The sequence below is a fragment of the Massilia sp. Masssp94 genome, assembly GCF_059491305.1.
This window is the reverse complement of record NZ_CP168501.1, coordinates 6,489,586-6,503,135: the sequence shown is the minus strand read 5'-3', so window position 1 is coordinate 6,503,135 and position 13,550 is coordinate 6,489,586. Positions and strand designations below refer to the sequence as shown.

The following is a 13,550-nucleotide window of genomic DNA, read 5'->3' as shown; positions in this document are numbered from 1 at the left end:
GTTTTGAATCTATAACATACAATCGTGTGTGCTGTTATCGATAACCAAACCATCACGGAGACATCATGAAACGACGCCAGGTCCTGGCCGGGTTGGCCGCCACCGTACCGGGCTTTGCCGCAAGCACCCTCCTGCCACGGTCCGCGCTGGCGGCGAACGCCCCCGGCCCTTTCAAGCCCGACTGGGATTCGCTGGCCGCGTACCGCACGCCGGACTGGTTCCGGAACGCGAAGTTCGGCATCTGGGCCCACTGGGGTCCGCAATGCGAGCCGGAATTCGGCGACTGGTACGCGCGCAATATGTACAAGGAAGGCAGCGACGCGTACCGCCACCACCTGCAGAAATACGGCCACCCGTCGAAGTTCGGGTTCAAGGACGTGATCCGCCAATGGCAGGCGGCGCAATGGGACCCGGACGCCCTGCTCGCCCTGTACCGCAAGGCGGGCGCCCGCTACTTCGTCGCGCTCGCGAACCACCACGACAATTTCGACCTGTACGACAGCCGCTTCCAGCCCGACTGGAATTCGACGCGCATCGGGCCGAAGAAGGACCTGATCGCCGGCTGGGCGAAGGCGGCGCGCGCGCAGGGCATGCGCTTCGGCGTCAGCGTCCACGCGGCCCACGCGTGGACCTGGTATGAAGTGGCCCAGGGCGCCGACAAGGCTGGGCCGTACGCCGGCATCCCGTACGACGGCGTGCTCACGGCGGCCGCCGGCAAGGGCCAGTGGTGGGAAGGACTGGATCCGCAGGCGTTGTACGCGCAGGCGCATCCGCTCAGCCGCAAGACCACCAAGCCGGCCGAATGGGGCGCGCAGTGGGACTGGGGTGGCGGGGCCACGCTGCCGTCGCGGCGCTACGTCGACAACTTCCACGACCGCACCATCGACCTGATCGACAAGTACGACCCGGACCTGGTCTACTTCGACGACACCGCCCTGCCCTTCTGGCCGTTCAGCGACGCTGGCCTGCGCATCGCCGCGCATATGTACAACCGCAGCATCGCCACGCGCGGCCGGCTGGAAGCGGTCATCAACGGCAAGATGCTCGACGAGCGGCAGCGCCGTTCCCTCGTGTGGGATATCGAGCGCGGCCAGAGCAACGCCATCGAACCGCTGCCCTGGCAGTCGTGCACCTGCATCGGCGGCTGGCATTATTCGCGCCCGGGCTATGAGCGCAACGAGTACAAGAGCGCGCAGAAGGTCGTGCACATGCTGGTCGACATCGTCAGCAAGAACGGCAACCTGCTGCTCAGCGTACCCGTGCGCGGCAACGGCACGATCGACGAAAAGGAACAGGCGATCGTCGAGGAGATCGGCCGCTGGATGGCCGTGCACGGCGAAGCGATTTACGATACGCGGCCGTGGGCCGTGTTCGGCGAAGGTCCCGCGCAGCACCGGACGGCGCCGCTGACGGACCAGGGCATGAACGAGGGGAAGAACGCGCCGCTCACCGCCGCCGACGTCCGCTTCACGGCGAAGGGCGATGCCGTCTACGCGTTCGTGATGGGCTGGCCGGCCGGCCGCGAGATCGGCATCGCCGCGATGGGCACGGCGGCCGGGCACCTGAAGAAGCCGGTCGCGCGGGTCGAACTCGTCGGCACCGGTGCGCCGCTCGCGTTCCGCCAGGCGGAGGACGGGCTGAAGGTCACGCTGCCGTCGACGGCGCCCGCCCTGCCGTATGCGTTCGCGCTGAAAGTCCTTACTTGACCCGCTGCTTTTCCAGCTTGCGCGCCAATGTGCGGCGGTGCATGCCGAGCCGGCGCGCCGCTTCCGAAATATTGAAATCCGTCTCGGCCAGCACGGCGTGGATCCGCTCCCATTCCAGCGTCTTGATCGACGTGGTACGGTTCGTCAGTTCCAGCTCCGTGTTGCCGGCGACGTGGCCGAAGGCGGCCTCGATGTCGTCCGTGTTCGACGGTTTCGCGAGATACTGCCGCGCACCGAGCTTGATCGCCTCGACGGCCGTGCCGATACTGGCAAAACCCGTCAGCACGACGATCTGCATGTCCGGATCGTGCGCATGCAGCATCTGCACGCACGCGAGGCCGGAGCTGTTTCCCTTCAGCTTGAGGTCGACGACGGCATAGTCCGGCGAATGTTCCTTCAGCAGTTCCTGCGCTTCGTCGAGGCCCGGCGCCTGCAGCACCCGGTAGCCGCGCCGCTCGAACGAGCGGCCGAGGGTGCGCGCGAACGCGTCGTCGTCCTCGATGATCAGCAGGAGGCGGTCGTCATTGTCTTCATCCATGGGCATGTCCCAGTTCCTTCTCGAGCGCGATCGCGGACAGCGGCAACGTCAGCGTGACGGCGGCGCCGCCTTCCGGCCGGTTGACCGCCTGCACGGTACCGCCCAGCGTGCGGGCCACGTTCACGACGAGGAACAGGCCCAGGCCGCCGCCGGGACGGCCCTTGCTGGACTGGTACGGTTTGCCGAACTGCGCCAGCATCGCCGGCGCGAAGCCGGGGCCGCGATCGAGCACGGTCAGTACGAGCGTGCCGTCGTCGACACCCGCTTCCACGCCGACCCAGTCGGGCGAGGCCTCCAACGCGTTGTCCAGCACGTTGTCGATCGTTTGTTTCAGGGCGGAGTCGAAGGCGACCGGCAGGTCGTGTTCGATCCGGTTGCGGTAGTCGAAGTCGCGCACGGGGCGGCTGTGCTGCCAGTCCGCGACGAGCTTGTCGAGGAAGCCGCGGATGGTCGTGCGCGCGGCCGATTCGCCACGGGTCTCACCGGCCGACAGCAGGATGCCGCTGACGATGGATTTGCAGCGTTTCAGCTGCGTCTCCATTTCCGTGATCTCTTCCAGCAGGTCGGGGTTCGCCTTGAATTCGCGCATGCGCTTCCAGTCGCCGAGGATCACGGACAACGTGGCGAGCGGCGTGCCGAGTTCGTGCGCGGCGCCCGACGCGAGGAGTCCCATGCGCACGATGTGGTCTTCCTCGGCCGCGCGCTGTCGCAGGTCCGCCAGCTGGGCCGCCTTCGCTTTCAGGGTATTCGTGATGCGCGAGATGAACACGACGAGCAGCGCCGCGTTCAGCGTGAAGCAGATCAGCATGCCCTGCACGTACAGGCTGGAGATGCCGCGCGCATGGTCGAACGGCAGCGCGAGTGGTTTCGCGAACACGGACAGGCCGGCCAGGCACGCGAGCGTGATGGCGACGATGGTCCACGTCGACCACGCTTCGAGCAGCACGGCCGACAGGATCACCTGCAGCAGGTACAGGAACGCGAACGGATTCGTCGTCCCGCCCGCGAGGTACAGCTGCATCGTGAGGCTGGCCACGTCGACGAGCAGCGCGAGGAACAGTTCGTTGTTCGTGACGGGCCGGTGTTCGTGCCAGCGCAGGTGGCTGGCGATGTTGAAGGCGATAAGGCACGCGAGCACCTCGAGCATCTGCACGAGCGGCAGGCGCACGTCGAAGACGAGGATCGCGCCGGCGATGGTCGTGATCTGGCCGATGACGGCGATCCAGCGCAGCTCGATCAGCTGCAGCATGTTCTTGTGGCCGGCGACGTATTCGACGGCGGCGGCGTTGTCCGCGCCCCGTTCGAACATCCGTTTCAGCAGGTCAGTCGTGTCGTTCATCATTCTCGGTGTCGTTGCCGTAGCGGGCGACCCACCACCAGGCGGCGGCCACCATCAAGGCGAGAGCATACCAAGTGAACGCGTACACGAGGTGACTGTTTGGAAATTTGACGACGGTGAGGCCGCCGACGGGCTGGTCGGGGCTGTCCGGCGGGTTCTGTCCGGCGGCGGCGTCAACGAAGAACGGTGCCGTGGCGATGCCGCGCGCCGCGGCGATCGCGGCCACGTCGCGGGTGTACCAGCGGTTCGCCGCGGGGTCGTTCGTGCGCGTGAACGCGCCGTTACGTTCGCTCGTCCTCAGGAGACCCGTGACGTCGGCCGCCGGTCCGGCGTTCGCGCACGGATTTTCCGTGGCGCGCTGCGGCGTGTAGCGCGTGCGCGCGCCCAGTTCGGCGGGAATGAAGCCGCGGTTGACGAGGACGACGTTCCCATCCGCCGTGCACATGGGCGTGAGCAGCCAGTAGCCGCTGCCGGCTTCGGTCAGCGCCTGGACGGGGGTGGTGAGATCGTAGAGATAAGTACCGTGCAGTTGCACGCGGCGGTACTCGGCGGATTCGGGCGTGATGCCGGCCCAGCTCGTGCGCGATGGCAGCGGCGCCGGGGCGGCGTGCACGCGTGCTTCCACGCGTGCGATGAGGTCCAGTTTCCACTGCAGGCGAACCACCTGCCAGGTACCCAGACCCGCGCAGAGGACGATCAGCAGCAATGCCAGCACCGCCAGGACGGGAGAGACTCCCTTGCGGCCGGCCGGTGCCGCTGCGCGATCGTCCCTCGCCATTACTGCATGTCGTGCATGCCGTGTACCGAACTGCCGTCATTGCCCATGTTGGGCATCATGTTGGCGTTCATGTGGTACATGACCCAGATCGAACCGGTCAGGACGATGAACAGCAGGATGGCCGTGAGGATCAGCGCCATCATGTTCCAGCCGCCTTCCGACTTCGAGTTCATGTGCAGGAAGTAGATCATGTGCACGACGACCTGGACGGCCGCGAAGCCGAGGATCACGAACTTGGTCGTGCCCGGTGCCAGCTGGTGGGTCATCACCAGCCAGAACGGGATCGCCGTCAGGATCACGGACAGGATGAAACCGATCGTGTAATCCTTGAAGCTGCCGTGGGCGTGCAGGTGGTCGTCGTCGTGGTGACCATGACCGTGGCCATGATCGTGATGATGCAGATCGCTCATGGCAGGACTCCCATCAGATAAACATAGGTGAACACGCCGATCCAGATGACGTCCAGGAAGTGCCAGAACATCGACAGGCAGGCGAGGCGGCGGTAGTTGGCACCGTTGATGCCGTGCTTACCGACCTGGAACATCAGCGTGACGAGCCACACGATACCGAAGGTCACGTGCAGGCCGTGCGTGCCGACCAGCGAGAAGAACGCGGTCAGGAAGCCCGAGCGCCACGGGCCGAAGCCTTCGTGGATCAGGTGCGCGAACTCGTCCAGTTCCAGGTACAGGAAGCAGGCGCCCAGCACGCCGGTGATGGCGAGCCAGACGAGCGTGCCTTTGACGTTCTTCTTCTGCGCGGCCAGCATGGCGAAGCCATACGTGATCGACGAGAACAGCAGGAACGCGGTGTTCAGTGCGACGGTCGGCAGCTCGAAGATCTCGGCGCCCGACGGGCCGCCCGCGTAGTTGCGGCCCAAAACGGCATAGGTCGCGAACAGGCAGGCGAAGATGAGGCAGTCGCTCATCAGGTAGATCCAGAAGCCCAGCAGCGTGCCGTTCTCCGGATGGTGCTCGCGCACGTAATAGCGCGAGCTCGGGTCGGCGCTCGCGGCGCCGGCGTGGGTTACGTTAATCTCAGACATGGGCTTCCAGCAAACGGGTGCGTTCTTCTTCCGTACGGGTCACTTCGTCCGCCGGGATGTAGAAGTCGCGTTTGTAATCGAACGTGTGGTAGATGGCGACGGCGAGCATGGCAACGAACGTCACGCCGACCAGCAGCCACATGTGCCAGATGATGCCGAACGCCATCACGAACGTGATGCCCGGGATGACCGGACCGGCCCACGTGTTCTTCGGCATGTGGATCGCCACGAAGTCCTTCAGCGGACGCATGTAACCGTTCTTCTTCATGTCGGCCCACGAATCGTTGTCGTGCACGACCGGGGTGAACGCGAAGTTGTAGCCCGGCGGCGGCGACGACGTCGACCATTCCAGCGTACGGCCGCCCCACGGGTCGCCCGTCACGTCGGCCAGTTCCTTGCGGTTCATGATCGACACGAAGATCTGCATCAGCAGGCAGCCGATACCGGCGGCGATCATCAGGGTGCCCAGCAGCGAGACCTGGAACAGCCAGTGGATCGACGGATCGTCGAAGTGGCTCATGCGGCGGGTCACGCCCATGAAGCCCAGGATGTACGGCGGCGTGAACGCGACCCAGAAGCCGATCGACCACAGCCAGAACGAGTACACGCCCCATTTACGGTCCAGCTTGAAGCCAAACATCTTCGGCCACCAGTAGTTCACGCCCGCGAACAGGCCGAACAGCACGCCGCCGATGATGACGTTGTGGAAGTGCGCGATCAGGAACAGCGAGTTGTGCAGCACGAAGTCGGCCGACGGCACCGCCAGCATCACGCCGGTCATGCCGCCGATGATGAAGGTGATCATGAACGACACGGTCCACATCATCGGCAGTTCATAGCGGATGCGGCCCTTGTACATCGTGAACAGCCAGTTGAAGATCTTCGCGCCCGTCGGGATCGAGATGATCATCGTCGTGATGCCGAAGAACGAGTTCACGCTCGCGCCCGAACCCATCGTGAAGAAGTGGTGCAGCCACACGAGGTAGGACAGGACCATGATCACGACCGTCGCGTACACCATCGAGGTGTAGCCGAACAGGCGCTTGTTGCAGAACGTCGCGACGACTTCCGAGTAGATGCCGAACGCCGGCAGCACCAGGATGTAGACCTCGGGGTGGCCCCAGATCCAGATCAGGTTCACGTACATCATGGCGTTGCCGCCCAGTTCGTTCGTGAAGAAGTGCGTGTCGAACAGGCGGTCCAGGCCGAGCATGGCCAGCGTGGCGGTCAGGATCGGGAAGGCCATCACGATCAGGATGTTGGTGCACAGGGCGGTCCAGGTGAACACCGGCATCTTCATCAGGTCCATGCCCGGGGCGCGCATCTTGATGATCGTGACGACCAGGTTCACGCCTGACAGCAATGTGCCGACACCCGCCACCTGCAATGACCAGATGTAGTAGTCGACGCCCACGTCCGGGCTCGCCAGGATGCCGGACAGCGGCGGGAACGCCAGCCAGCCGGTACGGGCGAATTCACCGACGAACAGCGAGGCCATCACGAGGATCGCGCCGGCGGTCGTCATCCAGAACGAGAAGTTGTTCAGGAACGGGAACGCCACGTCGCGCGCGCCGATCTGCAGCGGCACGACGTAGTTCATCAGGCCCGTCACGAACGGCATCGCCACGAAGAAGATCATGATCACGCCGTGGGCGGTGAAGACCTGGTCGTAGTGGTGCGGCGGCAGGAAGCCGTGCGAATCGCCGAACGAGAACGCCTGCTGGGCGCGCATCATCAGCGCGTCGGCAAAGCCGCGCAGGAACATCACGAGACCCAGCACCATGTACATGATGCCGATCTTCTTGTGGTCGATACTGGTGAACCACTCTTTCCAGAGGTAGCCCCACAGCTTGAATTTGGTCAGCAGCGCCAGGCCGACGATGCCGCCCAGTGCCACCATGATAAAGGTACCGATCAGGATAGGCTCGTGGTAGGGAATCGCTTCCCAGCTGAGCCGACCGAAGATCAACTTCGCTAAGTCAAATTGCTCGTGCATGATTACTTCTTCTTCACAGAATCATTGGGCGTAGTGCAGACCTCGCCGTTGGCCTGGGCCAGGCGGGTCGCTGCCGCTTGTTGGGGCGCGTGGCGCAGCATGGCCATTTCACGGGCCTTCTTCGCGTCGTCGTTCATCATCTTGTCCATGCATACGGCGCCGTCGGCGACGCAGCGGTTCAGGACGCGATAGAACAGGTCGTTGTCGACCGCCGCGTAGTGGCGCACCGGCTCCTTGATACTCGGCTTTTCGAGCGTCAGGTACCCTGCGCGGTCGAGGTTGGCGCTGGCGGACTTGACCGACTGGACCCAGCCGTCGAAGTCGCCCTGGGGCACGCCACGGTACGAGAAGCGCATGTCGGAATAGCCGGCGCCGCTGTAGTTCGACGAGAAGCCAACCGACTGGACCGCTTTGTTCTGGACCGCGTTCAGCGTCGTTTCCATGCCCGGCATCGCGTAGATCATGCCCGCCAGTTCGGGCACGTAGAACGCATTCATGACGGAGGTCGCGCTGATCTTGAAGCGCACGGGCACGTCGACCGGCACGACCAGTTCATTGACCGTCGCGATGCCCTGCTCCGGATAGATGAACAGCCACTTCCAGTCCATCGCCACGGCCTGGATGACCAGCGGCTTGGCGGACGCCGGGATCGGACGCCCTTCGGCGATGCGGTCCAGCGGACGGTACGGATCCAGCTTGTGCGTCGAGATCCAGGTCACGAGACCCAGCACGATGATGATCAAGAGGGGCGCGCCCCAGATGACGAGTTCCAGCTTGGTCGAGTGGTCCCAGTCCGGTTCATAGGCTGCTTCCTGGTTGCTGGCGCGGTACTTGTACGCGAACCAGATGATCAGGAACATGACGGGAACGATGATCAGCAGCATCAGGATCACCGAAACGATGATCAGTTGCGCCTCTTGCTTGGCGATGTCGCCGGAAGGGTTCATCACCACCGTGTTACAGCCGGAAAGCAGCGCTAACAGGGGAGAGAGGAACATTCCGCGACGGAGGGTCTTTGGAATCATGCTTGTGTTTTACGTTACATGGGAAAAATAACATGCTAATGTAACGCCAACGGCGTGCGTTTGGCGATTGGACGTTTTGTCCTACCCTTTACCGTATTGCAGCATTTCAGAGGGTCCAGAAGCCGTCGGCTGAAAAAGGAGACGAAGACATGCAGAGCACCCCGAACACGTACGGCGGCGCAGGAGCCGCTCCCATCACAGCACCCCACTCCGGGGCCCGGAACATCAACAGCCGCGACACGAAAATCGCGCCTGGAGAGATCGCGGTCGGCGTCGTCATCGGCCGCGCTTCCGAATACTTCGACTTCTTTGTTTACGCGATCGCTTCGGTCCTCGTGTTCCCCGCCGTGTTCTTCCCGTTCGCGGACCGGCTCGAAGGTACGCTTTACTCGTTTGCCATCTTCGCGCTGGCCTATGTGGCAAGGCCGCTCGCGTCGCTGTTCTTCATGGTCATCCAGCGTCATTACAGTCGCGAGATCAAGCTGACCATCGCCCTCTTCCTGATGGGCTCCGCCACGGTCGCCATCTCGATGCTGCCCACCTATTCCCGCTGGGGCGAGTGGTCCATCGTCGCCCTGGCCATCCTGCGCATCGGCCAGGGCGTTGCCCAGGGCGGGTCGTGGGACGGCTTGCCGTCGCTGCTCGCGCTCAATGCGCCGCAGAACAAGCGTGGATGGTACGCCATGTTGGGACAACTTGGCGCACCAACGGGATTCATCATCGCCGCCGGCCTGTTCTCCTACCTGATGGCCGAGCTGTCGCAGGACGATTTCCTCGTCTGGGGCTGGCGTTATCCGTTCTACGTCGCCTTCGCGATCAACGTCGTCGCGCTGTTCGCCCGCCTGCGCCTCGTCTCGACGCCGGACTATACCCACCTGCTCGACGAGCATGAGCTGGATCCGGCCCCGGCCCGCGAAGTGATCGGCAACCAGGGTGCGAACATCGTCATCGGCGCCCTCGCCGCCCTGGCCAGCTATGCGCTGTTCCACCTCGTGACCGTGTTCCCGCTGTCGTGGATCCAGCTGTACGATACCCGTTCGATGGCCGAATTCCTGCAAGTCCAGATGATGGGCGCGGGTCTCGGCATCGTCGGCGTGCTGGCGTCGGGCATCATCGCGGACAAGTTCGGCCGCCGCAACACGCTGGGCACGCTGGCCGCGCTGATCGCCCTGTTCTCCGGCTTCATCCCGACCCTGATGGATGGCGGCGTGACCGGCCAGAACACGTTCATCCTGGTGGGCTTCCTGCTGCTGGGCCTGTCGTACGGCCAGGCCGCAGGCGCCGTGACGTCGAACTTCCTGCCGCAATACCGCTACACGGGCGCCGCCCTGACGTCGGATCTCGCGTGGCTCGTCGGCGCCGCGTTCGCCCCGCTCGTCGCACTGGGCCTGGCCGCCAACTTCGGCCTCGGCTACGTCAGCCTGTACCTGCTGTCCGGCGCCGTCGGCTCGCTGGCCGCGCTGAGCCTGAACCGGGCGCTCGAGATCCGCAACTGAGCGACATATATAGAGCAAAGCCCGAGCCCCGGTACCCCGGGGCTTTTTTTGGTGCGCCCAGCATGGGCGCACTCTTGTGGGTGGAAGTCCCGCCGCGAGCTGACCACAGCGAGCGAAGCGAAGCGCAACTGCACGAGGGCGACCGACTGTGGGGAGGAAGCGTGGAGCGAAACTGCGAGCCGATGAACAAGAATCGGATACAAGGCGCTGCCGAGCAGGGCGAGCGGGCCAAAAACCGCGAAGCTCTTGTGGTCAAGGCGAAGCGGCGTAGATCCGGCGGTTGTGCAGGGAAGGAGTGCGTTCTTACCTGGGGAGATCTCGCCTCACGCCTGAAAGGGCGACGAAAAAAAAAATCGGAGCGAGAAGTCAGCAGAGGCCGTAGTAGCTGAGTTTTTTTTTTTTTTCAGCGAAGGGCCGAACGAGTAGGAGTGTCCAACAACGTGTCGATGAACTGTGTACGGCATCAGATGCCCGCAAAAGCGGGGCGGGTCGCGGCAAGGCGGGGTGAAGCCCCGTCCCAAGCGTCCAGCGATGAAACACGGCTCCCGCGACAGGGACTGGAAGGCACAGGGCGAGACTTGCTCACGCAAGCGCTCGCGAGGGAGAACATGCAACGCGCGTGGAAACGCGTGAAGGCGAACAAGGGAGCCGCAGGCGCCGACGGTCTGGACATTGCCCAAACCGGACAACGCCTGAAGCACGCTTGGCCCACCATCAGGCAGCAACTGATGGAAGGCACGTACCGGCCCATGCCGGTACGGCGCGTCGGCATACCGAAGCCGGACGGGAGCGAGCGTGAACTGGGGATACCCACCGTGACCGACCGTTTGATTCAGCAGGCGCTGTTGCAGGTGCTGCAACCCCTGATCGATCCCACTTTTAGTGAACACAGCCACGGGTTCCGGCCCGGCCGTCGTGCGCGAGATGCCGTGCTTGCAGCACAGTGGTACGTGCAGCAGGGCTACCGCACCGTGGTCGACGTCGATCTGTCGAAGTTCTTCGATCGAGTCAACCACGACATTCTGATCGACCGTCTAGGGAAACGCGTGAAGGACGCCGGAATCATCCGGCTAGTGCGCGCCTACCTGAACGCGGGCATCATGAATGGCGGCGTGGTGCTCGAGCGGGGAGAAGGGACGCCGCAAGGCGGTCCGCTTTCTCCGCTACTGGCCAATGTGCTTCTCGACGAGGTGGATCGTGAGCTGGAGCGACGGGGACACCGCTTCGCCCGCTATGCCGATGACTGCAACGTGTACGTGCGCAGCCAGAAGGCAGGCGAGCGGGTGATGGCTCTGCTCAAGCGTCAATATGACAAGCTGCACTTGAAGATCAACGAATCGAAAAGTGCGGTAAGCCAGGCGTTTGGCCGCAAATTTCTCGGCTACGAGCTTTATATGACCGGAAAAGGCGAGGTAAAACGTGCGGTGTCGAAGAAGGCGCAGGAGGCGTTTCGGCAAAAGATCAGAGAACTCACCCGCCGGTCCGGCGGACGCAGCATCATGCAGGTGATTGAAAGCCTGCGCTCTTATGTGCTGGGATGGAAAGGCTACTTCGGTCTGGCGCAAACCCCAAAGGTCCTAAACAGGCTGGATGAATGGATGCGGCACCGGATGCGAGCACTTCACCTCAAGCACTGGAAGCGAGGGACGACGATCTACCGTGAACTGCTGAAGCTAGGGGCAAAACCGAACGTTGCACTGCTGGTGGCAAGAAACAGCCGTCGCTGGTGGCATAACAGCAAGTTTGCCTTGAACAATGCGCTAACGATTGCCTACTTCGACCGTCTTGGCATGCCACGCCTCACCTAACCTCAACTACTCGAACCGCCCGGTGCGGACCCGCACGCCGGGTGGTGTGGCAGGGGACCGGCCAGACAACTGGCCGCCCCTATGCCGATTTGCCAAGAACCGGGGTCAGAGCCCGGTTTCTGGAAATGGCTCAGAAAATCTTGCCAAAAAAAGGGCTCTGACCCCGGTGGTCACCCCGGTGGTCAGCGGTTGCCGGCGACGATGTCGAGGAGGGCTTGCAGTTCGACGGATGCACAGGGTGCCCAGCGGGATGCCTTCCGGCGTACGGCGCAGCGCGCCCGCGTGGAAGTGCAGGCCGGCTGGCCGGTGACGAGGGGATTGCACGCGAAGCGGGTATCGACGTGGGCGCACCTCACACGCGTGCGCCCTGCTGCTTCACTTTCGGATCAGCGACCACTGCTGGTTGGCGCCACCGTTGGACGGATACTGGATGATCTGCGCGCCGTCGGCCGTGCTCTTGTTCTGCACGTCCAGCACCATGCCGGAGAGCTGGTTCGCGACCGTGTAGTAACCCGCTGCCGGGCTGGCGAAGCGCCACTGCTGGCCCTGCCCCGCCCAGTAGCCCCACTGCGCGATGTTCGTGCCGGCGGTCGTGGAGTTATTGTAGTCGTCCAGGCTCTTCAGGCTGTTGGCGTTGATGATGCTGTAGTACCCGTCGCCATGCCCGATCACGTACCACTGCTGGTGGCGCGCGTTCGCATCGGTCGACTGCTGCACAAGTGCGCCGTCCGCCGTCGAACCGCCCGCCACGCCGAACACCTTGCCCGACAGGCGCGACTTGAACGCGTAAACGCCGTCGCTGATGCCGCCGCAGCCGGCGAAGTCGGTGAAGTCGCGGGTCAGGACCGGCCAGCCGGCGCTGTACGTCATGCGCTGGATGTCCAGCTTCGCATTGCCGTTGTCCGTCAGGTCGTAGTAGTGCGTGGAGACGAAGTGGCAGCCGTCCTGGCGCAGGTCGGCGATGTGGCCGGGGCCGCGGTACTTGCCGTCGGTGACCGGCAGGATCGTGCGCGTACCCGAATACGGCCCGCGGATGTTCGTCGCGCGCTGCACTTCGACGTAATAGGTGGAGTCGGCGTTCTTGCAGCAGCTGCCGCGGTTCACGAACAGGTAATAGTAGCCACCGTCGCGCGTGATGTAAGGGGCTTCGATGTCGCGGCCAGCCCCGCCCCAGATCGTCGTCACGCTGCCGGCCAGCTTGCCCGTGGCCTGGTCGATCTCGGCCAGGCCGATGCCGCCGAAGAACGAGCCGTAGCTCAGGTAGACCTTGCCGTCATGGTCGCGGAACAGCGCGGGGTCGATGGCGTTGACCTCGGCGCTGCCGCCGTACGACTGCACGACGATGCCGAGATCCTGCCAGTTCGGGTTCTTCAGCGAGAGACTGCGCGCCACGCCGATCGCGGACGACGACGTGCCGAACGACGACACCGAGTAGTACAGGTAGTAATAGCCGTTCATCTGGATCACGTCCGGCGCCCAGTACGAGCCGGAGAAGTTCGGGATCTTTTGCGTGACCCAGGCGGGCGGCGTGGCGAACACGGGGCCCGGCCCCGCGGCCCACGTCCTGAGGTCCTTCGATGTGGAATACCAGATGCCGGTGCCCGTCGTGAAGTTGAAATACGTGTCGCCGTCCTTCGTGATGGTGCCCGGGTCGTGGGCATTGTTCACGCCGAGCAGGTCGATGGCCCCGGCCGAGGCGCAGCCGAGCGCGAGGCAGCATGCTGCCAGCAGCTTTTTAAACATGAAGTCTCCTGTTTTATTTGTACATATGGGTTGAACCCGCCACCAGCTTAGGCAATGCGGGTCGGCGCCACCAATGAAA

The 13,550-nt window shown here is 63.8% G+C and carries 12 protein-coding genes; 3 read left to right on the top strand and 9 right to left on the bottom strand.

Features of this window, described 5'->3' with window-relative positions; all coding sequences use genetic code 11:
* The first annotated feature begins 65 nt into the window (after window positions 1–65).
* Window positions 66–1,706, top strand: a complete 1,641-nt coding sequence (locus tag ACEN9G_RS28560; protein WP_413340406.1) for an alpha-L-fucosidase — start codon at window positions 66–68, stop codon at window positions 1,704–1,706.
* Here the strand turns inward: ACEN9G_RS28560 and ACEN9G_RS28555 are convergent.
* The 7 genes from ACEN9G_RS28555 to cyoA are packed head-to-tail and all read right to left on the bottom strand — an operon-like array spanning window position 1,699 to window position 8,424.
* A complete protein-coding gene (locus tag ACEN9G_RS28555) occupies window positions 1,699–2,244 on the bottom strand; it encodes a response regulator transcription factor (RefSeq protein ID WP_413340404.1) in 546 nt (181 codons plus the stop codon). The genes ACEN9G_RS28560 and ACEN9G_RS28555 overlap by 8 nt on opposite strands.
* Complete coding sequence (locus ACEN9G_RS28550; protein WP_413340402.1) at window positions 2,237–3,583, bottom strand: ATP-binding protein; 1,347 nt, start codon at window positions 3,581–3,583, stop codon at window positions 2,237–2,239. Before ACEN9G_RS28550 ends, ACEN9G_RS28555 begins: the two co-directional genes overlap by 8 nt.
* The gene (locus tag ACEN9G_RS28545; protein ID WP_413340400.1) at window positions 3,567–4,361 is read right to left on the bottom strand and encodes an SURF1 family protein; all 795 of its coding nucleotides are present in this window, start codon (window positions 4,359–4,361) and stop codon (window positions 3,567–3,569) included. Before ACEN9G_RS28545 ends, ACEN9G_RS28550 begins: the two co-directional genes overlap by 17 nt.
* Window positions 4,361–4,771: a cytochrome o ubiquinol oxidase subunit IV gene (cyoD, locus tag ACEN9G_RS28540; protein WP_413340398.1), complete on the bottom strand. Its 411-nt coding sequence runs from the start codon at window positions 4,769–4,771 to the stop codon at window positions 4,361–4,363. Before cyoD ends, ACEN9G_RS28545 begins: the two co-directional genes overlap by 1 nt.
* A complete protein-coding gene (gene cyoC / locus ACEN9G_RS28535; protein ID WP_413340396.1) occupies window positions 4,768–5,403 on the bottom strand; it encodes a cytochrome o ubiquinol oxidase subunit III in 636 nt (211 codons plus the stop codon). Before cyoC ends, cyoD begins: the two co-directional genes overlap by 4 nt.
* Entirely contained in the window at window positions 5,396–7,399 is a 2,004-nt protein-coding gene (gene cyoB / locus ACEN9G_RS28530; protein ID WP_413340394.1) for a cytochrome o ubiquinol oxidase subunit I, read from the bottom strand. Before cyoB ends, cyoC begins: the two co-directional genes overlap by 8 nt.
* 2 nt (window positions 7,400–7,401) lie before the next feature.
* Window positions 7,402–8,424, bottom strand: a complete 1,023-nt coding sequence (gene cyoA / locus ACEN9G_RS28525; RefSeq protein WP_413340392.1) for a ubiquinol oxidase subunit II — start codon at window positions 8,422–8,424, stop codon at window positions 7,402–7,404.
* Window positions 8,425–8,573: 149 nt separating this feature from the next.
* On the opposite strand from cyoA, the gene ACEN9G_RS28520 reads away from it, so the two are divergent.
* Window positions 8,574–9,920, top strand: coding sequence for an MFS transporter (locus ACEN9G_RS28520; protein WP_413340390.1), 1,347 nt, complete (start codon window positions 8,574–8,576; stop codon window positions 9,918–9,920).
* 446 nt (window positions 9,921–10,366) lie between these two features.
* Window positions 10,367–11,728: a group II intron reverse transcriptase/maturase gene (gene ltrA / locus ACEN9G_RS28515; RefSeq protein WP_413345805.1), complete on the top strand. Its 1,362-nt coding sequence runs from the start codon at window positions 10,367–10,369 to the stop codon at window positions 11,726–11,728.
* 182 nt (window positions 11,729–11,910) lie between these two features.
* Here the strand turns inward: ltrA and ACEN9G_RS28510 are convergent, their stop codons facing one another.
* Window positions 11,911–12,084 carry a hypothetical protein gene (locus ACEN9G_RS28510; protein WP_483127364.1) on the bottom strand — a complete coding sequence of 58 codons (174 nt, stop codon included), beginning with the start codon at window positions 12,082–12,084 and terminating at the stop codon, window positions 11,911–11,913.
* A gap of 19 nt (window positions 12,085–12,103) precedes the next feature.
* Window positions 12,104–13,471, bottom strand: a complete 1,368-nt coding sequence (locus tag ACEN9G_RS28505) for a family 43 glycosylhydrolase (RefSeq protein ID WP_413345126.1) — start codon at window positions 13,469–13,471, stop codon at window positions 12,104–12,106.
* Window positions 13,472–13,550: the final 79 nt, after the last annotated feature.

Bases quoted from the DNA above. Each gene is read 5' to 3' on its own strand.
- ACEN9G_RS28560 (WP_413340406.1), top strand. From the start codon at position 66: ATGAAACGACGCCAGGTCCTGGCCGGGTTGGCCGCCACCGTACCGGGC.
- ACEN9G_RS28555 (WP_413340404.1), bottom strand. From the start codon at position 2,244: ATGGATGAAGACAATGACGACCGCCTCCTGCTGATCATCGAGGACGAC.
- ACEN9G_RS28550 (WP_413340402.1), bottom strand. From the start codon at position 3,583: ATGAACGACACGACTGACCTGCTGAAACGGATGTTCGAACGGGGCGCG.
- ACEN9G_RS28545 (WP_413340400.1), bottom strand. From the start codon at position 4,361: ATGGCGAGGGACGATCGCGCAGCGGCACCGGCCGGCCGCAAGGGAGTC.
- cyoD (WP_413340398.1), bottom strand. From the start codon at position 4,771: ATGAGCGATCTGCATCATCACGATCATGGCCACGGTCATGGTCACCAC.
- cyoC (WP_413340396.1), bottom strand. From the start codon at position 5,403: ATGTCTGAGATTAACGTAACCCACGCCGGCGCCGCGAGCGCCGACCCG.
- cyoB (WP_413340394.1), bottom strand. From the start codon at position 7,399: ATGCACGAGCAATTTGACTTAGCGAAGTTGATCTTCGGTCGGCTCAGC.
- cyoA (WP_413340392.1), bottom strand. From the start codon at position 8,424: ATGATTCCAAAGACCCTCCGTCGCGGAATGTTCCTCTCTCCCCTGTTA.
- ACEN9G_RS28520 (WP_413340390.1), top strand. From the start codon at position 8,574: ATGCAGAGCACCCCGAACACGTACGGCGGCGCAGGAGCCGCTCCCATC.
- ltrA (WP_413345805.1), top strand. From the start codon at position 10,367: ATGAACTGTGTACGGCATCAGATGCCCGCAAAAGCGGGGCGGGTCGCG.
- ACEN9G_RS28505 (WP_413345126.1), bottom strand. From the start codon at position 13,471: ATGTTTAAAAAGCTGCTGGCAGCATGCTGCCTCGCGCTCGGCTGCGCC.